This is a genomic window from Zooshikella harenae (assembly GCF_018837975.1).
Classification (GTDB): Bacteria; Pseudomonadota; Gammaproteobacteria; order Pseudomonadales; family Zooshikellaceae; genus Zooshikella; species Zooshikella harenae.
This window is the reverse complement of sequence record NZ_JAGSOY010000044.1, coordinates 16,003-40,272: the sequence shown is the minus strand read 5'-3', so window position 1 is coordinate 40,272 and position 24,270 is coordinate 16,003. Positions and strand designations below refer to the sequence as shown.

Genomic DNA, 24,270 nt, shown 5'->3' with positions numbered 1-24,270 from the left:
TACTTTTATAATCAAAATAATTCTACAGCACATTTATTTCACCCGAGCAAAATGGTCATCTTTTTTATGATCCGTCCCTCGCATCAGCACCATAAACAATCTACCTTACTGTCATTCACCATCAAACTTTTTAACAACACTTTCACCCTTTTAAAAGCGTGAAATAAACTAAGTAAACAATCCGCTACATAACATTACAGTTTGACTACCTGAACATTAATCAAAAACAAAACACACACAATGTATTGCTTTATTCCACTCAGAGTCATATTACATTGAGGCACAGTTAAAAATCCTAAACGACTGTTTTTGCTACCATTTAGAGAGATTAATCCAATTGAAGCGATCTTATGTCAAAATCCATTTTTATTGCCCTATTCAGCCTTGTTCTGATAACAGGTTGTGAACAAAGTAACGATCAACAACCAGTACAAACCAAGGATACAGTAAAATCTGAACCTAGCTCTGCTCAAGCAACTCCACAAGCTCCTGAGTTAAAGGTCATAAAGGAAGATATCAGCGATAGCAGCCTTTACAAAGAGCCTCGTATCCAATTTATATGGGATGCTCCTCCTAACCGAGAAGACGGCAAAGATGAAGTCTGGAGCATGAGTTTAAATGGTGATGAACTACGCCAAGTTGCAACATTTGAAGAGCTTAGTGTAGGAGGTAATGGCCAACTAGGTTCACCTTCTACAACAATCGTTCGTTCACCTAATAACCGTTATTTAGCCTATACATGGTTTGTTGCGACAAAAGGAAAATATTGGCGTTGTATTTTTGACCTAAAAACAAGAAAACAAACCGTAATTGCAGATGGTGTTGGTATTCCTTCATTTAATTGGAGTCAAGATAGTAACTTTCTCTATTTTATGGATGCCCAAACTGTAAAAAAATACAATCTCAAAACGAATAAGCTCAGTGACTATCCCCATCATTTCGGTACTCCGATTTACTTATATGAAAATGATACAAAGGTATTTGCCAGAGATAATCAATCCCTTAAAATATATGATTTCAAGTCAGGAAAAGTATTAAAGGCCTGGGATACAGGTCAAGGACTATCACACACCTATTTTCAAGGAAGTCCACCAACCAAAAAGTTTACCTATCTCTCTTCCGACAACACAAGCAAAAAAGGTCTTTACTCGTTTAACAGTCCACTAAAACCAATTTTTGAGTTCCAAAGGCCTAGTATTAGCCTTATTGGACCAAAAGGTAAATTCATTTATATGTATAATATTGCTCAGGGCATAAGTTGGATGGAAAAAATTGATACTGAAACAGATAAAACCATTAAGCTATCGCTCCTGCCAAAATCAGGAAAAAAAAGGTATAGAATCTTTAACCTCACTACTTACAATAATAAACGTTCTATTTAAGTAATATTTAAGTAAAATTACATTTTGAGTTTCTTTCACCAAGGAGTAGTAAGTTGGCAGGATTTAAAAGAGTTAGTAAAGATAGAGCGTATTTATTTTCTATTCCCATTGATAACCAAGGAACTCCATCAGGTAAAGCATCACTCCTTCCCAATAGATTAATCGCCAAAAAATCTAAAGTGGTAAAATCTTCCACTATGTATGAGCACGGACAAGATAAATAATATGAAACCATTTGCAGCATGGATGCTGCAATTGAGCCTCCAGGGATGGATTCACGGCGCGTTGAATATTATTTATGTTGTTCCGTGCAGTTAAGTCAGAGCAATGCCATCACTCACAAAAAAAGTTATATGTAATACTTTATTTGAAGCCATTAATGCAAGTCGCTACACAACAAACAAGGCCTGTCATTGATTGGTCCAATTCAGTGTATCAACAGTAAGGTAGCTCATTTATTCCACCCGTGCCAAAAGGCCATCCTTGGCCTCTGGCACTCATGATGCGTCCCTCGCATCAGCTCCATAAACAACCTACCATACTGTCATTCACCATCGTGCTTCCTGACAATACCTTCTACCTTTTGTGTATGTGTGTTTGAAACAAGCCAACAATCAGTTACATAACATTACAGTTTGACTATCTGAGCATAAATCAAAAACAAAATACACACAGAGCATTGCTTTATTCCACTTAGAGTCATATTACATTGAGGCACAGTTAAAAATCCTAAACGACTGTTTTTGCTATCATTTAGAGAGACTAATCCAGGGGAAGCGACTTTATGCCAAAATCCATTTTTATTGCCCTATTCAGCCTTGTGTTGATAACCGGTTGTGAACAAAGTAACGATCAACAATCTGGACAAACCAAGGATACAGTAAAATCTGATCCTACCTCTGCTCAAGCACAACCAAAAGCTCCTGAGTTAAAGGTCATTCAGGAAGATATCAACGATAGCAGTCTTTACAAAGAACCTCGTATCCAGTTTGCGTGGAGTAGTGTTCCCTATAGAACAGATGAAAAAGACGAAATTTGGAGTATGAGTTTAAATGGTGATGAACTTCGACAAGTTGCAACATTTGAAGAACTTAGTGTAGGAAACGAGGGGCAAATTGGCCCTTATGGAACAACTGCTGTTAGATCACCCAATAACCGATACTTAGCATATGCTTGGGGTATAGCTTCCAAAGGAAAATATTGGCGTTGTATTTTTGACTTAAAAACTAGAAAGCAAACTATTATTGCAGATGGAGTTGGTATTCCATCCTTTAACTGGAGTAAAGACAGTAACAATCTCTATTTTATGGATGCCCAAACTGTAAAAAAATATAACCTTAAAACTAGTAAACTCAGTGACTATCCCCATCGTTTTGGTACTCCGATGTATTTATACGAAAATGATACCAAAGTATTTGCCAGAGATAATCAATCACTAAAAATTTATAACTTTAAGTCAGGAAAAGTATTAAAGGAATGGGAAACAGGTCAAGAACTATCACACACTCTTTTTCAAGGTAGTCCCTCTAATCAAAAATTCACATATATCTCATTCAATGACTCAAATAAAATGGGTATATACACATTCAATAATCCTTTAAAACCTATTTATGAATTCCGATTGCCCAGCATAGCTATTATCGGACCAAAAGGTAAATTCCTTTATAGGTACAGAATTTCTCAGGGCATGCGCTGGATGGAAAAAATAAATACTGAAACAGATGAAACTATTAAATTATCATTCTTGCCAAAATCTAAGAATGATTGGTATAGAGTCTTTAAACTCACTGTTTACAACAACCGTTCTATTTAAGCACCAATTAAGTAAAATTATATTTTAAGTTTTCTTTATCAAGGAGTAGTAAATTGGCAGGCTTTAAAAAAATTATCAAAGATAGAGCGTATTTATTTTCTATTCCTGTTGATAGTCAAGGAATTCCGTCAGGTGAGGCATCTCTTCTTCCCAATATACTGATTGCCAAAAAGTCAAAGGTAGTAAAGTCATCCACTAAATATGACAAAGGTGCTCTGTATAAAGGTGTCATTGAACCTTTGTTACTTCAAACAGATGATATAGGCGCTATTGTCAACATTGAAACTAACTTTGAACCTCATCAAAATGCAAAGGAGATTTCACCTGGGTGGGGACTGGGTGATCCTGTTAACCTGCACCTTAAAGAGGATGAGTTTTTTATCCCGCCTTTATCTGCAGCAAGTTTTTTTTACAGTGCTCATTATGGAGAAGGAGGGAAAACGGACTCAACGGATAGCAATGAAAGTTGGGCCCAAAATATGGCAAATGCATTTAACCAGCTAGAGGGAGGATTTGAGGCCAATACTACAAAGTTAAAATCTATTGAAATACCTGTAACAAAGCATAGCAATAATGCTAAAGTCTGGTTACGAGAGCCTGATATTGAAAAAATCGCTCAGAAAAATGAAGATGAAATAAAATACCAAGAGTGGTATAACAGCTATAAAGATAGAACTGTTCGTGGTTACTTTGTACCGTTCTTTAAGACTATTATTATCAGTTTTTCCAATAAAAGATTTCTAAACTCTGCTGTTAGTTTACTTGATAAAACAACTAATAGAATAATTATCCAAACTAAATTTGCACAGTCTATCACAACTGAAAGCAACACAATCACAGCAGCCATTCTACCTTGCCCTACTAATTTTAAAGAAGACTTTTATAGAATAAAAATTTCCATTTCAGAGGCTGCTGCTGAATATCTATCATCATTATCTACAAACCAAAAAATAATTGATGATGGTTTTTATATACTTAAAGAAAAGATCCGTTTTGGTATCAAAAAACCATCAGGTGACTTTGAGTTAATCAACGGCGACCCTTTCAGCCTTGAAGAGGCCATGGTAAAACAATTTCCCAATCTTTATGCAAGCTATATTCAAAGAGCTACTGATATGGGGGATATTCCAAAAACTCGAGTAGATGATCCACAACCCGGGCCAGAGGGACTTGAAGCAGTTATTCATGGTTACAATGTATCAAAGACGTATACTGATTTCGGTACAGAAATTCTTGGCGCAGATGGCCCAAAAGCGTGGGGAAGTGTTGTATTAGGTGGTCTTAAATTCCTTGATGATGACCCAAATTTTCAATCTGCAATCGACTTGGCATTTTCTGGAAAAGACCTTATAGAAAAGATTGACACACTTTCTAAGCCCATTAATTTAGCAGCGCAAACAAAATTCACCGATTACTTTACTCGCTCATGGTGGCTTAGTTATGAAGACTATGATGAGACCTTTGCTCATGCCGTTCGTATTCCTAAGCGATTTATGGCGCCAGCATTAAAGGCATTGACCATTGTTGATGCTGCTGTATCTACCTACTCGTTTTACAATGATGTCAAAGGGGTCAGTGACTCTTATCAAAAAGTAGATGATGCCACAAATGAAATGGGTGGTGCTGTTAAAGCCTATGATGAACATATTGCAGTACCCGTAGAAGAAACAGAAGACAAAGAAAAAATAGACAATTACCGAAACAAGCTTAAAGAACTGGAACTGTCGGGTGATGATACCCAGGTAACTGAAGATGAAAAAAATGGTTCACTTTATCTTAGGGTTACCTTTCCGTTCGATAAAAGCTCAACAAACTTCGATGAAAGCTTACAGAAGCTAGCCGATGCGTTAAAGTTTCTGCCTTATTTATCCATTACATTAGAAGGCCATGCCTGCCCTAAGGGAACAGAGCGTTACAATGAAGTTTTGTCATTAGAACGCGCTAAGACCGTTAAAAATAAACTATTGGCAATCGCTGATGATGTCACTGCAAACCGAATTAACATTATAGGTAAAGGTGAAAGCGAACCTGTTAAAGATGCCAATGGCAAAGTTGAATACGAAAAAAGCCGTCGTGTGGTTGCTGTTGTGCCTAAAAATCCTGTTGATTTCCTCTATCCACCCAGCCGAGAGGGAATTGATATGCTGGAGAAGCACCGTAGCCGAGCCGTTGCAGCTCAAGCAGGTATTGATGATGCCTTGATTGCCGCAGCAGAATCCGCTTTTGACATGATCACTGGCGTATTGTCATTTGTCCCTGTTGTGCAGGCATTTGCCATTGGCATTCGTACTGCCAAAGAAGCCGCTAAAGCAATGTTTTCAGTCATTGAAGAAGTCAACAATATTGTTCATGGTCATGGCATCCAAGAAGCTAAAAAACTATTTAATAGTCACCAAGAACTAGACTATGTTAATGCGACCTTAAGCTTAATGGATAATAGTAAACAAAATGAGTACTTCCAAAAACTTTATCAACAATTCCATATTCGAGCAATGGCTATTAATGGCTTGGTGGGCTTAATTTTTAGAGCCAGCAGTCTAGCCAGCAAACATAAGTCACAAGGTGATGCCGCCTACCAAACCGCCATTGATGATTTATTTATTCATGAATATATCGAAAATTATATTTTAAAAGATGGCTGGTACGCTGATTACAACCCTATAGTACCCATTGGGCTAGATGAATACTGGGTAACACGGGTTGAGTGGGCTGGCTTGATTGACCGAGTTTCTCTGGGACACTATAAAAAAGAAGAAACTATTCAAAAATGGACGGCAGAAGACTTTAGCGAAGAAGAAAAAGACTTTGTCCGTGACACCATTGAAACAGGAAAAGGAATTTATGAAGTCACTATGCCCTTAGCGCTTAATACAGATGCAAATTCTGACTCTGATACTTTACCTCTAGCTGTGTTCTCCAACTTGGTAAACTTAAAGAGTACACATATTATTCAAGGCGCTAGTTACATAGGTGCACGTTATAATGCCCCTATTGATGAAACAATAAAAGCACAATTCCAAGAAATATTTCCTATTCATTATATTAGTAACAAAAGCCTTATTTCGTTAATGCGTGCTTTTAAAACAGATTATAACGCTGAGCTTAATTATGAAAGCTATGAACACACTTTAATCTATGCACGAGAGCGTTTTTGTAAAAACAAAGATGATTGGAAACCCGTCAGTTCACATAAAACCATTACCCCCTATCATCAAATACGGATTATTGTCATATTAAAAGCTGAAGTAGGACAAAAGTTTAAAGCGTGGGATGAACAAGGGATTACCTATATTATTCCGGCTGAGTTTCAGTGTATACGCTGTGATTTGAAAAACATGAATGGTCCAAAGCAATCCACTTGGATACGCAAACTCACCGCAAATGATTTATTACCACAAGATAAAACCGATGCCGTTAATCAAATGCTAAGTGATGGAACGCTTTATGGTGTCGTTTATCATCCTTCCTACCAATATGGCAGTCAAGTTATCTTTGGTACTAAGCCTATGGCATCTCAGTTTATTTCTGAACGTCGAAAAGGACTTTTTACGTACCTCGGCGCTTGGTCAATGAAATACTATTTCGCCGTCACATTGGCCAATAATGGCAGTACGCATCGTCTCATTCGTGTCTCAGGCAATGAACACCAAAATGAATATATGCACCTAATTGAACGAAATTATAATGCTGTCTTTGAGTTGTCGTTAGACCCTGAGCGTGAGTATCAACGACCTGACCCCAAAGATACCAGTAAAACCATTAAGGTCAAAGATGAACATTTACTGCTTGACCCTGCTTTCTTAGCGATTGCTGAAGAAGGCGTAAAATATCCCGAGTTATTTAACAATCCCAAAGTACATATGCTCGTTAAACTTGATGGCATGAAAAAATACATATTTCCTGATCAGGATTATATTAAAACAGTTAATGATGAACGCGTTCACTATTATAACCCTATCGGGGCAAACTATGGCCCTATGGCTAAAATAAAGTATGATTGGAAAAAACCTCTGGAAATCGTAATTTTGGTAGTAAGTGATGAAATAGCACAATCTAAATTGGAATCTTACAAAAACCAAAACATTAACTGGAAAAATATCCCTGCCACAGTGGCATTATCAGAGTTTACGGGTAGCTCTGATAAGGGACCCAGTTTTAATGTTCAGCTTGAGTATATTGGCGATATTGTACGAGAAGGACGAGGGGAACAAACAATCAAGTGGGATTTAGTGGATAAAGAAAATGCCAGTTCACTGACTCAAGAATTATTAGACAGTTTATCCAGTAGTGAAGCCCTAACGTCTATCACAGATCTCACTGAAGATCCTATTAGCCGTAGCTGGGGATTAAATTTAATCGACCTTATTGCTGGAAATGATATTTATGCAGATAGACGAAAAAATATTTTTGCAGTAAGAATTATTCCGGAATACCACAATTTTACAGGTAAAGCAGTGAGAGCGCTCAGACCTTTTGGTATTACAGATAAACACTGGGACTATTCAAATGACCACTCTAAAATAGGAAGACCAGGCGTAGGCCGGGGAAGCAGTACAATATTCTGGGGATTCAATGCCAAAATAACGACCAGCGGTGATAGTGGTTTAGACAATGAAGATATTGAAGGGTCATATGTACTGTCACTCCCAGATAAATTGTACGATTTTAAAAATACGCCGTGGACCGCTTATAAAAATATCAACGAGACTAAAGAGGCCGCTAAGTGGTTCGAAAATAATAAAGAAGTAAAAACCTATAAACCTCTTGATGTTGCATTTTACTCAAGTTCAGAGCACGAAAAGAAAGAGGCTATCAAAAAATGGATTACCGAAGACTGTAGTAAAATGGTTGTGTATCAAGAGTATTTTAACTAATACGACGCAAGACTCACTGTGGTTTAGCTCATACCACAGTGAGCATATTACAGCATTAGCGCATATGATATACCCTTCACGAATCATTTTTAGGGTTTGTTGTCAACGTTCTTGAACAACCAAGGATGGTGTGAATGCAGTTTATGCAGGAGCATTTAACTGCCACCCTAGTCACTTATTAATATAAGCTCCCGGGAATTCATCACTTGACGGCCGCGCCTAAAAACCCTTTGTTATGGGTATAGATTCTAGAAATTGACCGTATAACGTATATACTCAAAGTATCAGTAGTATATGTTTAACATATACATATCAGTAAATGATAATCTGATAAATTTACCCTTCGCTGTGGGTATATGTTTATTAAACATGACTTTTTCATGGAAGAAATATTATGCTAAACCTAATTCCCGACGAGTATGCTTTTGTCGCAAAGATAGAAGTGCGAGATATCAAAAAAAGTGTTGAGTGGTATAGTAACAAACTTGGTTTTAAAGTAGACCCTCGTTTTACTGAAAACCCTCAATGGCGCCAATTGAACATGCCAGGCATTAAAAGAGCTGCAATTGGCTTATGGGAAAGTAAGACCCCAGCAACCAATGGTGGTGAAGTCAACACGATTGTTGTAAAAGATATTGAAAGCGCCCGTAAGGAGCTTCTTGCCAGAGATGTCGAAGTCAGCCCAGTTGATGATGTTGGCCAGGGTGTCAAACTTGCCTATTTTAAAGACATTGATGGAAACCAACTTGGTTTAAGAGAAAATGCCTCTCATGAGCCCCCACCAAACCAAGTAGGCGATATTTAACATATCACTGTTTCATAACGCATGAACCATTGACAGCACTCGTCGTTATGAAACACTCAGCCTCATACTTAAGGTTTATTAGCCTAGTATGAGGCCCTGCCAAACCTTATGTCTATCACACAGTAACTTACGTTTAAAAATAGTCTTTTGCCAATGTCTGCCAATGTTGGCTACCAATAATACCTTCAACTTGCCTAATAAAAGCATTATTAAGTTTGTGTTGAGTTGTCTCAGTACTTAACAAGGGTATGAAGGTATCCAGTGTCTTTTGTTTATCCTGCAAAGCCTTATCCAAAGCCTGCCAAAAAGCGGCACCTTTTACATAAAATAATGGATAATAACTCATATCATGCTGTTCTGAAACTTTCAGATTAGCTTCATATAAGCCTGTTTTAGCATGAGGGATTACATTCCGCTTCTGCTTCCACTCTGTCAGTGGATCATTCACTGAATAGGAAATGAATTGCATGGATTTATAGGCATAATACTCAGCTAGACTTTCACTAATCCAAAGAGGAAAAGGGTATTCCGTTATACTATGTACCGTTTCATGTGCTGAAACTTTGAGTAACATTGGAATCGATTGTTTGGTTAATTGTTTTTTATCAACCAGATAATTTGAAATATAGGCCTCACTACCAGCTGCACCACCTAAGGATTTATGCTTCTTATCTATACCTACCCAGATCAATGACCAGTCACGCACCTGATTCATATGCTCTGGTTGTGAAAATACCGTTTGTAAATAACTATACTGTTTCTGTAGTGATTCTTTGATTGTTTTTATTTCATGAATCAATAACTCATTATCTGCATAAATGGTTAACTTCAAGTTTTCTACATTAATTCTTGTCGAGGGTTTCCCCCAAGCTAATAATAAAGGAGGTTGATCTGATTGTGGCAAAGGGCTACATAATGCAATATTTTTTTCTTTTTTTGATTTGGGTTTATTGTTCGCTATACATACTTTAGCATTTTCAATTCCCTTAAGCCGATGAAAGTTATCCCACTCAAAAAGTAACCACCAACCTGAAGGAGAGTAAATACTCTGCTGAGAAGAAGCGTTATAATCAAAATCTGACAATACTGTTAATTCAGTATGCCACGTGATGCTTTGGCAAGAAATCTGTTGATTAAAATTAATCTTTACAGATGTTTTTCCCCCAGGTTTATAACATGTAATACTCGCTTCACTTTGACTTTCAGCTTTTTTGAGCGAACGTGATTGCTCTAGAGAAAAAATTCCAAGTTTAGAGGTATCTACTTTAATATCAATCAGGTTAGGTTTTTGCTCATTAACATAAACCCAATAAACCAGAGGCTTATCATTGGCGTGAGCAATGACATGAAACAAAGCAAGCACAATAGTACCTGCTTGCATTAACCATTTGGACATTACTATTATCCCAGCGTTTAATTAAACCTGTGACACAATTAAATCCGAAAAGTTCTTGGAAAATTCTTCGATCTGTTGCCAGTTAGTAAACTCATAGTCTTGACGCGTATCAGTTGGACCTTCTGTCATCTTCATAATGAGTTTGACGAGCAGTTTATCCAAAAATGAGTATTTAGAATACTGCAAAGCTCCTGCAAAAACAGCAACAGTATCCGGACGCAAGTTCAGCTCTAAAAGCCATTTTTTGATGTACGGATTTGAGTCAATTTGATTTCGATTAGGCTTTCTCGCAGTGAGATTAACCGAAATAAGTCCTGTAGGCTTTGTTGTTAATAGATGACTGTGTTTGTTAATCCACGTTGTTAAGGCTTTGGGATGCCCTCCGTACCTTACCCCACCGGCGATAAGCACCGCCGAGTAACCTGCCAGATTGATTGACTCATCTCTATTAGTCAGTTCAACGGTAGAAACTGGTAACTGACAGGATATTTGCTGAGCAATAAACTGCATAATTTTTTCAGTTTGACCATCATGAGAATAATAAAGTAGAAGCACTGGTTTCATTATACATTCCAAAAATGCCTTAACACCTGCAACGGAATGAAACACAGCATAGGGACGGAAGCAATAGGTACTGTGACTATTTCTCAGCTAATGTTAACTTATATCAATATTATAACTTGGGAGCGTCACATTCAATGATAAATTATTATTACCTTCAGTGAAAAATAAATTAGCCAACGCGCGATTGTTGATTCTTCAAGTCAAGGTATTGCTTTTCCAAATGGCGATAATCGTGAGATATCTTTTTTAAGCGATTTAATACACTTGTATAAGACTGCTTTATCTTTTCTTCTTCGGTTTTATCTGACAACAACCTAATTTGTACTTCTTTTTGATTAAGCTCAATGGTTAGTTGTTTTTTATCAAACTCTAGTTGCTTAACTAAAGACAAAAGTTGTTTTGTGTCTTGTTTACCTTTTTCAATGACACGCCGTATTAATACATCATCTTTCACAGAATCACGCATATTACTAATTGTAGAGTTTTCTAGTGCTAGGTTTTTATTCTTTAAAATTGTAATCAAATTATTGTCTTTATAAATTTCTTCTTCTAATGACTTTACTTGCGCTTGAGCCTCATCGACAAGATCGCTCATATTGACCATTATCTCATGCGTTTTTTCATGATCAAAACCTACTTTGACTTGATTGATATAAGATTTGTACATATCTTTTAAGCGCTCTAAATAATCAACACGCTTTTGATAAAATTGAATCTCTCTTTTATGCTGGCCAACAATTAGCTTACTATATTCTTTAATTAACGTACCTTCAGATTCATCCGTGTGATTTACATAGCGCTCTGTAATATAACCAAATAATCGCTTTAACCCTTCAATTAAAGCATTCAATTGCATATTAGCATCATCACTTTTCCGTAACGATTCCCGCTCAACTTTCAAAATAGCCTTAAATAAATTAAAAGCACTTTGATCAGTCAAATGACCTATTGCAATTGAATTAATAGGAATCGATCCAAACCGGTATTCCTGATTTTCAATCTCTTTTAATTGATCATCAACTATATCCGCATAACTTTTTTGGTAAGTAGACAAAATCCTATGGAGTTCATCCTGAAATTCTTGCATTAATTTTCCATAGCCATCACCGGCTAGTTTTTCATATTCAGGATAATCCTCAGCATGTTCAAGCGCTTCTAACTCAATGGATATTATACGACGACGAATACTATATATATGTCCTTTTGTAATTTCTTCAGTCAGAAAAGAGGTCACATCCTTTACTTCTGGCAGGTCTGCATAATGGTCAAGCTTTGCTAAATGCTGTTTCAGGTGAGCAAGTAATTGCTTATCGTTACCCTCCCCTGAGTTAAGCCTCTTTAGCCGAGTAGATAACTTATAGTAACGATACAATACAAAAAAGGTCATGCCTACAGCAACACCCATAACCTCCAGTAAAACAATTTTTGTATAATCTAAATCCATCCCCTGCACTCCATTGCCTTAAAAAGCCGTGACGACACTATTTCATTTTTATGACACTATGTCGCTTTTATGAAGAGTTGCCTAAGGCTCTATACTTCATATCATACACTACTTATTACATACTCCTGGCAAAACCTAACTCACATGCTCTCCTATAGGTCAAATAAGCAATGAATGAATAATTTCCCCCAACATATTTTCTACATTCCTCTATAAACGAATCTCACACGTTACAGAACTGTCATCTGCTAACATTTAGTCAATAAACAACCCTTGATAATAGATATACCACTTCTAGTATATACCTTTAACCTCGAGCTAACACCTACAGGCTGAATTTTAAACATTCATTATTGGCTAGAGAGCTCCCCTGATATCTTTATCAGAAAAGCTCTCAGCAACTAAATGTAGTGTATTGAGAAATATACCTTAGGGTATATGAGGATGGGAAGGATAGTGAAGACTAACCCTTGTACAATTTAGGGTTGAGTACATCTTGTAACCAATCACCTAGAAGATTGATAACCAATACCAAGACTATAAGGAACATGCCAGGAATAATGGTAATCCACCACTGTCCACTTTGCAGGTAATCAAACCCACTTTTTATCAATGAACCCAGTGAAGGTTGTGTAACTGGCATACCCAAACCCAGAAAGGAAAGAGCCGCTTCACTGATAATTGCATTGGCAATTTGCACAGTTGAAATAACAAAAATGGGGGATAGGCAATTGGGCAAAATATGACGAAACATAATACGCACCGTCGTAAAGCCCATGACTTGAGCCGCTTGCACGTACTCCTTTTCTTTTTCAGCAAGTACACAGGCACGTATCGTACGTGCATATTGCGGCCATTCAGCAATACCGATAACAAAAATCAGTATGACCATTGCAAACTGGCTGTACAAATCACCTCCGACAAAAGCGCGAAAAAAAGCCAGTACAATAATAGCCAACATGAGTGAGGAAAAAGACAACTGAATATCTGCCAAACGCATCAGCAGGCTATCCACTCGACCGCCCGCATAACCTGCAACCAAGCCTATCACTACACCTAATACACACTGTAAAACAACCGCAAAAATCCCGATGAGCAGAGACACTCTGGCACCATAAAGAATGGCACTCAAAATATCTCGGCCTTGATCATCGGTACCTAATAAAAAGCGCTCATCCCCCTCCTCTGACCATACCGGTGGAATTTCACCATCCATGACATCGAGTGTTGCGAGATCATTTGGGTTATGTGACGTTAATAAAGGTGCAAAAATAGCGGCTAAAATAATTAATAATAAAAGGGTGGCGCTAATGAAAGCCACTTTATCTCGAAAAAAATGATAAAAGACATTCGAGTTACTTATACGCCACCAAAGCGACTGTTCATTATTCATTACTTCCCTCCAGCCACTTTTATTGTTGGATCAATAAAGCCATAAATTAAATCGACCAACGTATTGGTAATAACAAATATTAACCCGACAACAACCAAGTAACCAATTATAAGTGGTGTATCACTTCGATTAATGGCTTCTAAAAACATAAAGCCCATGCCAGGCCATTGGAAAACAGTTTCTGTCAAAATAGTGTACGCAACCATGGTACCTATCTGTACGCCACCCACGGTAATCACTGGTAACATGGTATTTTTAAGTGCTAACCGAAACCAGATTCGATATTTATCCAAACCTTTTGCCCAAGCAAATTTAATATACTCACTATGTAAAACTTCCGTCATTTCAGAACGTATTAAACGAATAAATAACGGTAGCATCAAACTGGATAAAGTTATGCTGGGTAAAATCAAATGGGCTAACCCATCTAATGTGAACAAGCCCGTTTCCCATGGACCCCACATTGATATTAATTCACCTCGCCCAAAAACGGGAAGGTAATTGAGTATAACACCAAAAATAAACATCAAAAAAATACCGGTTAAAAACACAGGGACAGAAATACCAACAATACTAGCCCCCATAATACATTTCGTTAACCAGCTTCGAGGTTTTATTGCACAATATACGCCTAATGGGACGGAAAAAAATACAATAATAAGCGTAGCCCCAAAAACCAGCTCCAGTGTTGCTGGCAACTTAGCTATTATGACATCAGTTACAGGTTTTTTATAAAAATAAGATTGTCCTAGGTCACCTTGTACAGCGCCTTTTAAAAAGCGACCATACTGCACCATAAAAGGATCATTTAGCCCTAAACTTTCACGTAATGCCTCACGTTCTTCTTCTGAAACAGACTCACCCACCATTTCTCTGACAGGGTCACCTAACGAGTCTTTAATCGTAAACCCTATCAGACTGATGATAAACATCACCACAACTGCTTGCAGCAGACGCTTCAGCAAAAATATGATCATAACTTGACAACCACAACTTATGAGCTGCATCCCGCATACTTTTTAAACAAAAGTCTGCGGGTATGCATTTATAATAAAAGCGAATTATTTAACGACTAGATCGCCCAAATAAGGGAAATTCATAACATTAACAACAGGCGCTAACTGAATATTTTTTCTTGCAGCCCAAGCTGGGTCTTGCCAATGAAGAGGAACAAATGCGGCTTCATTATAAAGGATATTTTCAGCTTTCTGCAGTATGGCTTGGCGTTTAGCCAGGTCAGTTTCTTCTGAGCTTTTTACCACCAGTTTATCAACTTCAGGGTTACAATAGTTACCACTGTTGTATTGCCCATAGCCCGTTTCAGAATTTGGGCACATAGCAAGAAACTCAATAAAGTTTGCAGAGTCTTCTGTATCAGAGTGCCAGCCAATCATCATAATATCTGCAGCACGCTTATCAAACTCAGGCCAATATTGCGCTTTTGGCATCGTTTTCAAATCAACCTTAATATTGATTTTAGCCAACATATTTGCCACAGCTTGTGCAATTCTAGCATCATTAACATAACGGTTATTGGGTGCCATCATTGTCACTTTAAGGCCTTTTTCATAACCTGCTTCTTTCATAAGCTGCTTTGCTTTTTTCAAGTCATAGCGTAACTTGATATCATCAGAATGGCCCATGTAACCCTTAGGACTTAACTGCGCAGCAGGTGTTCCCATGCCTTTCATTAGCTTTTTAGCTATACCAGCATTGTTAACAGCATAATCAATCGCAAGTCTTACTTTTGGATTTTTAAAAGCTTCAACACGTTTTTGATTTAACTGTAAGGTGACAATCCATGTTCCTTCCAGTGAAATCATATCAATCTTGTCACTTTTCTCTAAGCGATTATAATCAGTGGGTGGCACAGGATTGATAAAATCAACATCACCCGCCAGTAATGCCGATACACGCGTTGCATCTTCTTTAATCGGTGTTAAAACGACTTCTGACACATTACCTGGTGATTTTTTATCCCAGTAACCGTCAAAGCGCTTAAATTCAACTTTAACTCCTTGCTCACGTTGCGCCACAACAAACGGACCTGTTGCAGAAATATGGCGAGAAGCATAAGAATTACCATGTTTTACCAAAGCATCCTTAGATTTACCATTTCCATCAAAGCCTGTATAGAACTTACTATCCAAAGGGAAAATATAGGTCGCTACGTTCAACAGTAACGGATAAGGCTTATTCGTTACCAAGTCTACCGTGTAACGATCTACCACTTTTGCCGATTCAAAAGGCGCAAAAATAGCTTTAAAGTCTGGGCTGGTTCTTAAGCGATTAAACGTCCACTTAACGTCTAATGCTGTGAACTCATTGCCTGAGTGAAATTTAACACCTTTACGAAGATAAAAACGAATTGTTCTATCATCAATACGCTCCCACCGCTCAGCCAAGCGACCTTCAAATTTTAATTCTTGCGTCCATCGTACCAGTGGGTCAGCAACCATATGCGACAATTGTAGTGTGCCACCAGACAATTGCTCATGAAGATCAAGTGATACTGGATCAGCATCATAAGCAACCTTTAAGGTTTTAGCGATAACCCCCGCACTGAGCGTCGTAGCCAGAAACGCGCTGGCTAGTAAGGCAACTCCTCTTCTCATGTATGTACTCCTATTATTATCATAAGATATCATTTCCACTCGCTGGTTATTTCTATAGCACTTTACTTACTAGTGAAATAGCCAGATTGCAGAATTTGACCCACATTTTCATATGGGTAAATTAGCCTTCCTGAACCAATAATCCCTCATGGGATAAATGGTCCATATGTGGCATTAGTGCGAGTAAGTTTTTGGTATAGTCGTGCTGTGGTGATACAAAGAGTATCTCAGTTTCATTTTGCTCAAGAATTTTACCGTAACGCATCACTGAAACACGATCACACATCTGACGTATAACAGGCAAATCATGGGAAATAAATAACATCGTTAAACCCAGCTCATCCTGTAAGTCTTTAAGTAAATTTAGAATTTGCGCTTGCACTGAAACATCAAGTGCTGAGGTTGGTTCATCACAAATAAGCAACTGAGGCCGTGTTGCTAATGCCCGTGCAATCGAAATACGTTGACGCTGCCCCCCTGAAAACTCATGCGGATATTTAATACCTGCTCGACGTCCTAAACCAACGTGATCAAGCAAATCCCCCACAATCATTTCCACTTCCTGCCGACTGCCAGCTAATTTATGAAAATAAATAGGCTCCGCAATAATATCAAACACTCGCATTCGTGGATTCATGGATGAGTACGGATTTTGAAAAACCATTTGAATCTGACGTCGGATAGGGCGACGCTCGCGCTCACTCATCGCACTAATTTCTTGATCAGCAAAAAATATTTTGCCTGATTCTGGAGGATAAATACCGGCTATTACTCGAGCAATAGTTGACTTGCCACTGCCACTTTCACCAACAAGACCAAATGTCTCACCTTTTTTTACGGTAAAAGAAACATCATCTGAGGCTTGAATGTAACGACGGTTTTTCGCAAGTAATGCATTTTTGGTAATAAATCGCAGATTTACATGTTCAACCCGAAGTAAATCATCTCCGGCCGCCACTGACGAAACATCACATGCACCGGCTTGCCCTAACCAATGATTAGACACATCTATTTGACTAAATTCTACACTGGCTTTTTCAATATAATTCACCAATGGAAAGCGTTTTAATTTTATATCTGATCGTGGCACAGCACTAATTAAACTCTTCGTGTAAGGGTGTTCAGGACGCTGCAAAATTTGTTCTGTAGTACCACTTTCCACTAGATGCCCCTGATACATCACTGCTACTCTATCCGTGATATTAGCAATCACCCCCATATCGTGGGTGACCAAGATACACCCAACCTGTCGTTTTTTACATAACGAGCGAATTAATTGCAATATTTGGTCTTGAATAGAAACGTCCAGTGCCGTTGTAGGTTCATCAGCAATAATCAGAGAGGGATCCGCACTCAGTGCAATGGCAATTCCTACACGTTGCCTCATACCACCTGAGAACTGATGAGGGTATTGTTTTATGCGTATTTCTGGCTCAGGTATACCCACCTGTTCCAGCATATTCAGCGCTTTCTGCCTGGCTTCTTCTTGGGTAACCTTAAGATTAGCCAAGATTGTTTCCATTAATTGATCTTCAACCGTAAATAAAGGGTTGAGCGATGTCATTGGGTCTTGAAAAATAAAGCCTATTTCTGCACCACGAATCTGTCGCATACGGCTCGGGGACAAGCTTGAAATTTTTTCACCTTTTAAATAAACATCCCCACCAGCCACTTTGCCTGGAGGGCTGAGCAAGTCAATAACTGCATTACCAATGGTGGATTTACCGGCTCCACTTTCCCCTACCAATCCTAGAATTTCACCAGAATTGACTTCAAAGCTCACACCTTCTACCGCAACAGCTACACCATGACGGGATGGGAATTCTATTTTTAGATTTTTTACTTCAAGTAAGGCCATGCATATCCCCTAGTATTGCTGGGCTTAACAACGTATTACAGACTTAGTCAGCAAATGGCTGATCATGGTATGAGATACACTCACACCTTTTTCCATTAACGGGCTTTACATACAGTGATGTTTTTTTAGGGCCTAGCCGTCAAATAACAAATCCAAACGCTTGTATAAATAGCAATCCCACTCGCTATTTTTAACGATACCTTACGCGATTAATTTTAACATTTACCACCCATAGCCGTGCCCCTTACAGGCCAGCCAAACTATTCGCAGCAGGTATAAAGTTGCTATTTTTTTGTATTTGACAGGACTCTCCAATTAATTTCGGAGAAATGCCCTAGCGTTAATTTAAAAATTATTATCGTTATACATAAGTTACCATTGTTTATTATTTACTCGCTTAGTTTATTATTGACTTACAAACATACCTTTTAATTTAGAAAAAACTAATAAACCGATTACTTTATTTATTGTGTATCACCCACTTTCAGTTACGATTTTATTCGTATTGTAGCGTTATGTTAATTTATATCGAAATAAAGTAAACATGCATGTGGCATATTGCACACTTTTTAGCAGCAAAGGTAAAGAAAATGATCACTGTTTAGCCAAAACTACATTTAATCAGTATCCGTTGCATTGATTGGAGATGCAGATACACACATAGGCTCAGCTGTTTAGTTTGGTTGGTATTGCTCTGACAAATGGGTATTTCTATCAATTAACCAAAGAAATGGGCGACTCATCCACCATTGAAGCGGTGGGCGGTACAATGTCAAGTGCCTGTATGTCTACTGTCCCATATGCACCTATTCCTCGCCATATCCAACGGGTGATGACTTCATTGATGAAAGCCGCACTTCAGGCCATTCATGGTCAAAAAACACCCGTTTTAGTCGTCAAACAGTTCGAAAGGAAAAATAGCTATCTTGATGAGGGTATCGAAATGAGAGAAGTTGAAACAACCTATTATTTTGATAATGGTGTGATTATAAAAAATACCATTGAACAAGACGATATACCATCAGAAAACCGATGTCCTGAATGCTGGATTAGTTACAGTGTCATTGATACCGCAGGAATTAATATTCAGCCGCTAAATAAACTATTTCACAATCACAGCCAAGAGCAATTCTGGTTAAAAATGCATTCAAACAAGCTGATTTAACTCATTTATTACCGTATCAATTAAACGATTATGCCTCTTACAAGAACATATCTAATTTCAAGGGACAAATTATTCAACTGTTGTAAGCCTGAATAATCCTTCATACAAATTTCCCCTTCAAAATAATCCATCATGGCGAGTGATGGTCAGGATCAAGCACTTGCTGAATAAGATTAGTATAACGCTCAAGCTGGCTCATATCTGATGACAAATTAGTGCTGCTAGAAGCATTTACCTTAATAAGTTCTAATGCTGCTTCAACTGCTATCCGCCGCTTCTGAAATTTATCCAGCTTATCATCGTTATAATTATAAAGTTTAATAAAGTGACTAATCATCACCGTAGTCCTGTAATAATGCTATGCTTCTTTAGGTTGTATAGCATACTGGAAGAATGATGTGTGTTATTTCTGATCCTATACTGAGCCAAACCCAAAACAGTCAATGAATGATAAGGAGATTAATCATGCCTGCTCTTAGTGCTCATCAGGCTCTTAGTACTCATCAGGATAGTACCACCCACAAACTTATTGTGACCTTAGTTGACACAATTATGCAGCGCAATACGAATAATGAAGTGATTCAACAGTTTCTTATTGGGCAAAGCGTTTACTCACGTCAACAAGTTCAGCAACTGAGTGATGAAATACTTTTGGCGGTATATCGTGCATTATTAATTAAGCACTACCAGCAACTTCCCGATCAGCAGTTAATCACCGAGATGCGTATTTATGGTTTGGATTACACTGTTGATTTAGCTGAAGATTATAGTGCAGCAGCAATGGCCTACTAAACATCACCCACAGTACTTTCAAGGGGAACAGTTGCCAGCACATAATACTGAGCCCCTTGGGGTTGTAACTCACTGGCAATGAGTACCAGTTTATTAACAGTAAAAACCTTCAAGTTATCCGGAAGCTCAGCAACTCCACGGTATAATTGCTTAAGCACCTCAGGCTTTCCTCGAGCGACACTGAGATGAGCAAAGAATGCTTTTTTATGCTGTGCTCTTTGATAAGCCGTCGAATCTCCCTTTTGTGCAAAAAAATGAGCCTCCACCTGTTCTCCAGCTTTTCCCACTGTCTCCAAGCACCTTACTGCTGTTTGTTGCAACATGCTTGCAAAACGAGCCAGCAACTTTTCAGGGACTAAAGATAATACGAGAACCCTTGGTTTTGCTGGTCTTGGTAGTAAATGCCATTGATCTAGCTCGCAACTAAATGCTCCACTCCCTTCTTTTAAAGGCAGCAAGCTGACTTGCGACTGGACTTGCTCCACCATGCCAGGAATGGCTTCCACAGGAAACGCTTCCATAAAATGCAAGGTGCAGTGTAAGAATGCTGGATCAAGCCAACGAATCCCTCGTATCTTAGATAGACCTGACAAGTCAGCTTGCTTATTAAGCCACTTGATAAGCTTTTTCCCCTGCTCCGGGGGATACTGAATAGCCCAAAATAGTCGCATAGTTTGAGGCTGCATAGGCATTCACTTACGCTCAAATTTCCGATATAACGATTAACTTAAGCTTCTAACTGGAGCTCAGCCCACTTTTTAAGTTGTTGTCTGCTCACCTTTAGACCTCCAACCTGTAACGCCACTGGCCACTTAAGCCAATGATCAGGCACACAAAACCTAGGGAACTGTTCAATAATTGCAGATTGCCACAGATTTGGCTGCCAATGGCAAGTATGCGAAACATCAACTATCGCAACAGGTCGCAGGCCAAACTCCTGATCTGCAATGGCACATACTAAAGCCCGCTGAACACCTTCTTGTTGATACAGTATGGCTTCAATAGCCTCTGGCTGAATATTTTCCCCTCCAGAGATGAACTGAGCATCTAATCGCCCAAGTACCTTTAAGCATTTTGGTGGTAATAGCTTATCTTGCTGACACCATTGACCTATATCCCGAGTGGCAAACCAGCCCCAGTCATTGAGAATCGAGCGAATTGTTCCTTGTTGCCAATAACCAAGGCATAAGGTTTCGCCTCTCACCCAAATTTCCCCATCGGGGTGTAATGTTATTTCTCGCTGAGGCAAACAACTTCCAGCTAACTGGCTGTCACCTTGCCAACGACCAAGGGTGACCATTGCCGTCATTTCTGTCAGTCCATAACTCATCCAGCTTTGAACAGATGATGGCAGCGCTGCAAGTAATGAATCAGGTACAGGTCCTCCACCCAAAATAATGGCCTTTAACGGTCCTGAGTTATTCGCTAATCCTTGCACCAACAATCGTCGAAGTTGCGTTGCTACCAATGAGCAATGGGTAATCGGCAGTTGCAGATAAACGGCCAGTTGATATGACTTATCTTCTGCAATGGCTAATGCTGCACCTGCCAGCCACACCCGCCATAATGTGGCTAAGCCTCCCACATGATACAAAGGCAGCGAAAGCAACCAGCAGTCCTCTGACGCCAGTGGAAGTTTTGCTAACGTTCCCTGAGCACTTGCCCAATAATTACCCAAACTGTGGGCAACTACTTTGGGTTCACCTGTTGAGCCAGAGGTAAATAACAGTGTCACCAACTGCCTTTCTGTTCCGAGTGAAATAGAGGCACATTGACGTTGCGCCCTCCTCCCCCCCATATCCCGACTAGGAAAAGAAAATTGAAGGAGTGGTATCTGCAACACATTTGCCGTCTTTTCTGGGTAGGCAAAACACGCTTCAACCTTATCTATAAAATGAATAGTGGCCTTTGCAGAAAGTGCGGGATTTAATGGAACCACCACCGCTCTACAACGCCACAATGCCAGTAGCAAAACCACCTGATGAAACGAGTTACCAAGCTGAACAACAACCTGATCACCAGGAGAAATCTGTTGTGCTAACTGCTGTTGAACAACCGAGACACTCAGATCTAAAGCAGAATAACTAAGTGCTTTTTCATGTTGAAGGTGAACAGCAATACGGTCAGGATGGTTTATCGCTTGAGTTCGAACAGGACAAAAAAACGATTCTCCTTCTGCAGCTACTGAACCCATACCACCTCCTGATTGGCAACAGGTAGATCAACTTGAGGCTCAAAACAGCTCCACATTCTGGGTATACGCTGAAGTTTCGCTTGCATAAATTGTAATGTATCCAGCCCAGCCCACGCTAAACCAGGAAACTGTGTAGCAAACCACTCTAACTGACTGATGCCTAAACTACTTTCAAAGGCTGAGCTTAAAATAACTGACTTTCCGGCATGAGCTGCCATCTGCGCAAGTTGCCAGGCTTGCCATAAGCCACCCAACAAGGTTGGTTTTAAAACAATCGTCGACAGCCCTTTCTCCTGCCAGCTTTTTTGCTCAGTGAGTGTTGAGATCCATTTTCCTGCTGAAATCTGACTGGCAACCTGTAGCGTTTCATCCCACGCATAAGGTATTCCACTGCGTAAAAAGAAATCAGCGTGTTGCCTATTGTGAGTTAATGGCTCTTCAAAATAAGCTACTTGCAGGCTATCAACTAAACTCACAGCATCTTCAAGCAGCATCTTTTGGTTGCCATCCAAACAAAGTGCTATTTCTGAGGGAATATGGGTTCGCAATGACATCAGCAGTGGTCGTGTCATCTGCCAAGGTTCATGCCCTACTTTGACTTTCACAGCTTTAATAGGATCAGCTTCTCTTGCAGGTGATAAGCCATTACGGATAAAGGCTTTACCCTTGTTAAACTTGTTAGCCATTACCCCTGAAGACAAATCACTGATTAGCGCACAGCGTGGAATGATAGTTTTTTTATCAATGGATAATGGCTGCTGGCGAACCAGTTCTAGCCAAGCTGCGTCTAAACCCATTTTGCAACTATCAGGCACAGGAGACGAATGCCACTGATAAAAAACGGGTTGTAGTGACCAATCCCAACGGGTGGGAATAGCCTTCGCTAGCCAACAACTTAAGTGCTTTATTAACCAAGACTGGCAGGCATTTAAATCCATGCGACTAAAGCCTGCCAAAGGCGCCACTTCCCCTTGCGCACAAAAGCCATCCGAGTCCCATAGACTAATCAATAACCCCTCACGATAGTGGTGTTGATTAGCAAACGGCTTTGTTCCCCGCAAAGGAATCTGATAACGGCTCACGCTAATGTGGCTGATGACTCTAGGCATCAGGGCTTACGTTTAAACTTATCAAATTCAGGTGGGCGTTTTTCTAAAAAGGCATTCCGTCCTTCTTGTGCTTCTTCAGACATATAAAACAACAGTGTCGCATTACCTGCTAATTCCTGAAGACCGGCCTGTCCGTCACAATCTGCATTTAATGCTGCTTTCAAACAGCGTAAGGCCATCGGTGAGTTTTCTAGCATTTGCTGACACCATGCGACCGTTTCTTTTTCAAGCGCTGCCAACGGCACCACATGATTTACCAGCCCCATAGACAGCGCCTGTTGTGCATCATATTGTCGACATAAAAACCATATTTCCCGCGCTTTCTTTTGACCAACAATACGCGCCAAATAACTTGCACCATAGCCTCCATCAAACGAACCTACTTTTGGCCCTGTTTGACCAAAGCGAGCATTATCAGCGGCGATTGTTAAATCACACACCAAATGCAGTACATGGCCTCCCCCTATGGCATAACCAGCTACCATCGCGACAACGGGTTTAGGACACGTGCGGATTTGTCGTTGTAAATCCAACACATTTAAATGCTGAGTGCCCCCACTATCGGCATAACCATATTCACCACGTACACGCTGATCACCACCAGAGCAAAACGCCAGATCACCTGCCCCAGTGAGGATAATAACACCCACTGACTCATCATAACGCGCATGATGAAAGGCTTGCTGTAGCTCTTGTATTGTTTGTGGACGAAATGCATTTCTCACTTCAGGCCGATTAATCGTTAGCTTCGCTATACCACCTGCCGTTTGGTAAACAATATCCTGAAAACCATAATCTTGGGTTTGCCAATCCATCACTTGCTCAATACGAGATGTCACCAACTCACTCATTAATTACTATTCCTA

General features: G+C 39.3%; 19 protein-coding genes. 7 read left to right on the top strand and 12 right to left on the bottom strand.

Annotation, left to right across the window (positions count from 1 at the left end; all coding sequences use genetic code 11):
- The first annotated feature begins 350 nt into the window (after nt 1–350).
- The 5 genes from KCG35_RS16460 (at nt 351) to KCG35_RS16440 (ending at nt 8,874) form a co-directional block, all read left to right on the top strand.
- A complete protein-coding gene (locus KCG35_RS16460) occupies nt 351–1,382 on the top strand; it encodes a TolB family protein (protein ID WP_215820889.1) in 1,032 nt (343 codons plus the stop codon).
- Between the two features lie 53 nt (nt 1,383–1,435).
- Nucleotides 1,436–1,606, top strand: coding sequence for a hypothetical protein (locus KCG35_RS16455; RefSeq protein WP_215820888.1), 171 nt, complete (start codon nt 1,436–1,438; stop codon nt 1,604–1,606).
- 560 nt (nt 1,607–2,166) lie between these two features.
- Nucleotides 2,167–3,195, top strand: coding sequence for a TolB family protein (locus KCG35_RS16450; protein ID WP_215820887.1), 1,029 nt, complete (start codon nt 2,167–2,169; stop codon nt 3,193–3,195).
- Between the two features lie 53 nt (nt 3,196–3,248).
- Nucleotides 3,249–8,069, top strand: a complete 4,821-nt coding sequence (locus KCG35_RS16445; RefSeq protein WP_215820886.1) for an OmpA family protein — start codon at nt 3,249–3,251, stop codon at nt 8,067–8,069.
- A 394-nt stretch (nt 8,070–8,463) separates the two neighbouring features.
- Complete coding sequence (locus KCG35_RS16440; RefSeq protein ID WP_215820885.1) at nt 8,464–8,874, top strand: VOC family protein; 411 nt, start codon at nt 8,464–8,466, stop codon at nt 8,872–8,874.
- A 133-nt stretch (nt 8,875–9,007) separates the two neighbouring features.
- On the opposite strand, the gene KCG35_RS16435 is transcribed toward KCG35_RS16440, so the two are convergent.
- From KCG35_RS16435 to KCG35_RS16405, 7 genes are all read right to left on the bottom strand, one after another.
- Nucleotides 9,008–10,270 carry a hypothetical protein gene (locus KCG35_RS16435; RefSeq protein ID WP_215820884.1) on the bottom strand — a complete coding sequence of 421 codons (1,263 nt, stop codon included), beginning with the start codon at nt 10,268–10,270 and terminating at the stop codon, nt 9,008–9,010.
- Nucleotides 10,271–10,291: 21 nt separating this feature from the next.
- Nucleotides 10,292–10,834, bottom strand: coding sequence for a menaquinone-dependent protoporphyrinogen IX dehydrogenase (hemG, locus tag KCG35_RS16430; RefSeq protein ID WP_215820883.1), 543 nt, complete (start codon nt 10,832–10,834; stop codon nt 10,292–10,294).
- A gap of 169 nt (nt 10,835–11,003) precedes the next feature.
- On the bottom strand, nt 11,004–12,278 hold the full coding sequence (locus KCG35_RS16425) for a conserved oligomeric Golgi complex subunit 6 (RefSeq protein WP_215820882.1): 1,275 nt from the start codon (nt 12,276–12,278) through the stop codon (nt 11,004–11,006).
- Nucleotides 12,279–12,741: 463 nt separating this feature from the next.
- Nucleotides 12,742–13,671 carry an ABC transporter permease gene (locus tag KCG35_RS16420; protein WP_215820881.1) on the bottom strand — a complete coding sequence of 310 codons (930 nt, stop codon included), beginning with the start codon at nt 13,669–13,671 and terminating at the stop codon, nt 12,742–12,744.
- A complete protein-coding gene (locus KCG35_RS16415; RefSeq protein WP_215820880.1) occupies nt 13,671–14,648 on the bottom strand; it encodes an ABC transporter permease in 978 nt (325 codons plus the stop codon). Before KCG35_RS16415 ends, KCG35_RS16420 begins: the two co-directional genes overlap by 1 nt.
- Before the next feature lie 84 nt (nt 14,649–14,732).
- Nucleotides 14,733–16,286: an ABC transporter substrate-binding protein gene (locus KCG35_RS16410; protein WP_215820879.1), complete on the bottom strand. Its 1,554-nt coding sequence runs from the start codon at nt 16,284–16,286 to the stop codon at nt 14,733–14,735.
- A 121-nt stretch (nt 16,287–16,407) separates the two neighbouring features.
- On the bottom strand, nt 16,408–18,144 hold the full coding sequence (locus KCG35_RS16405; protein ID WP_215820878.1) for an ABC transporter ATP-binding protein: 1,737 nt from the start codon (nt 18,142–18,144) through the stop codon (nt 16,408–16,410).
- Nucleotides 18,145–18,823: 679 nt separating this feature from the next.
- On the opposite strand from KCG35_RS16405, the gene KCG35_RS16400 reads away from it, so the two are divergent.
- Nucleotides 18,824–19,309: a hypothetical protein gene (locus KCG35_RS16400; protein WP_215820877.1), complete on the top strand. Its 486-nt coding sequence runs from the start codon at nt 18,824–18,826 to the stop codon at nt 19,307–19,309.
- 130 nt (nt 19,310–19,439) lie between these two features.
- On the opposite strand, the gene KCG35_RS16395 is transcribed toward KCG35_RS16400, so the two are convergent.
- Entirely contained in the window at nt 19,440–19,646 is a 207-nt protein-coding gene (locus tag KCG35_RS16395; protein WP_215820876.1) for a hypothetical protein, read from the bottom strand.
- 128 nt (nt 19,647–19,774) lie between these two features.
- Here KCG35_RS16395 and KCG35_RS16390 point away from each other — a divergent pair, with 128 nt between their 5' ends.
- Complete coding sequence (locus tag KCG35_RS16390) at nt 19,775–20,101, top strand: hypothetical protein (RefSeq protein WP_215820875.1); 327 nt, start codon at nt 19,775–19,777, stop codon at nt 20,099–20,101.
- Here KCG35_RS16390 and KCG35_RS16385 read toward each other — a convergent pair.
- The 4 genes from KCG35_RS16385 to menB are packed head-to-tail and all read right to left on the bottom strand — an operon-like array spanning nt 20,098 to nt 24,255.
- On the bottom strand, nt 20,098–20,787 hold the full coding sequence (locus KCG35_RS16385; protein WP_215820874.1) for a 2'-5' RNA ligase family protein: 690 nt from the start codon (nt 20,785–20,787) through the stop codon (nt 20,098–20,100). The genes KCG35_RS16390 and KCG35_RS16385 overlap by 4 nt on opposite strands.
- 41 nt (nt 20,788–20,828) lie before the next feature.
- Nucleotides 20,829–22,295 (bottom strand): AMP-binding protein, encoded by a 1,467-nt coding sequence (locus tag KCG35_RS16380; RefSeq protein WP_215820873.1) that lies wholly within the window; start codon nt 22,293–22,295, stop codon nt 20,829–20,831.
- Complete coding sequence (locus tag KCG35_RS16375) at nt 22,283–23,404, bottom strand: enolase C-terminal domain-like protein (RefSeq protein ID WP_215820872.1); 1,122 nt, start codon at nt 23,402–23,404, stop codon at nt 22,283–22,285. Before KCG35_RS16375 ends, KCG35_RS16380 begins: the two co-directional genes overlap by 13 nt.
- Nucleotides 23,404–24,255 carry a 1,4-dihydroxy-2-naphthoyl-CoA synthase gene (gene menB, locus KCG35_RS16370; protein WP_230409216.1) on the bottom strand — a complete coding sequence of 284 codons (852 nt, stop codon included), beginning with the start codon at nt 24,253–24,255 and terminating at the stop codon, nt 23,404–23,406. Before menB ends, KCG35_RS16375 begins: the two co-directional genes overlap by 1 nt.
- Nucleotides 24,256–24,270: the final 15 nt, after the last annotated feature.

Bases quoted from the DNA above. Each gene is read 5' to 3' on its own strand.
- KCG35_RS16450 (WP_215820887.1), top strand. From the start codon at position 2,167: ATGCCAAAATCCATTTTTATTGCCCTATTCAGCCTTGTGTTGATAACC.
- KCG35_RS16415 (WP_215820880.1), bottom strand. From the start codon at position 14,648: ATGATCATATTTTTGCTGAAGCGTCTGCTGCAAGCAGTTGTGGTGATG.
- KCG35_RS16435 (WP_215820884.1), bottom strand. From the start codon at position 10,270: ATGTCCAAATGGTTAATGCAAGCAGGTACTATTGTGCTTGCTTTGTTT.
- menB (WP_230409216.1), bottom strand. From the start codon at position 24,255: ATGAGTGAGTTGGTGACATCTCGTATTGAGCAAGTGATGGATTGGCAA.
- KCG35_RS16385 (WP_215820874.1), bottom strand. From the start codon at position 20,787: ATGCAGCCTCAAACTATGCGACTATTTTGGGCTATTCAGTATCCCCCG.
- KCG35_RS16425 (WP_215820882.1), bottom strand. From the start codon at position 12,278: ATGGATTTAGATTATACAAAAATTGTTTTACTGGAGGTTATGGGTGTT.
- KCG35_RS16410 (WP_215820879.1), bottom strand. From the start codon at position 16,286: ATGAGAAGAGGAGTTGCCTTACTAGCCAGCGCGTTTCTGGCTACGACG.
- KCG35_RS16375 (WP_215820872.1), bottom strand. From the start codon at position 23,404: ATGCCTAGAGTCATCAGCCACATTAGCGTGAGCCGTTATCAGATTCCT.
- hemG (WP_215820883.1), bottom strand. From the start codon at position 10,834: ATGAAACCAGTGCTTCTACTTTATTATTCTCATGATGGTCAAACTGAA.
- KCG35_RS16405 (WP_215820878.1), bottom strand. From the start codon at position 18,144: ATGGCCTTACTTGAAGTAAAAAATCTAAAAATAGAATTCCCATCCCGT.
- KCG35_RS16395 (WP_215820876.1), bottom strand. From the start codon at position 19,646: ATGATTAGTCACTTTATTAAACTTTATAATTATAACGATGATAAGCTG.
- KCG35_RS16390 (WP_215820875.1), top strand. From the start codon at position 19,775: ATGCCTGCTCTTAGTGCTCATCAGGCTCTTAGTACTCATCAGGATAGT.
- KCG35_RS16380 (WP_215820873.1), bottom strand. From the start codon at position 22,295: ATGGGTTCAGTAGCTGCAGAAGGAGAATCGTTTTTTTGTCCTGTTCGA.
- KCG35_RS16460 (WP_215820889.1), top strand. From the start codon at position 351: ATGTCAAAATCCATTTTTATTGCCCTATTCAGCCTTGTTCTGATAACA.
- KCG35_RS16440 (WP_215820885.1), top strand. From the start codon at position 8,464: ATGCTAAACCTAATTCCCGACGAGTATGCTTTTGTCGCAAAGATAGAA.
- KCG35_RS16420 (WP_215820881.1), bottom strand. From the start codon at position 13,671: ATGAATAATGAACAGTCGCTTTGGTGGCGTATAAGTAACTCGAATGTC.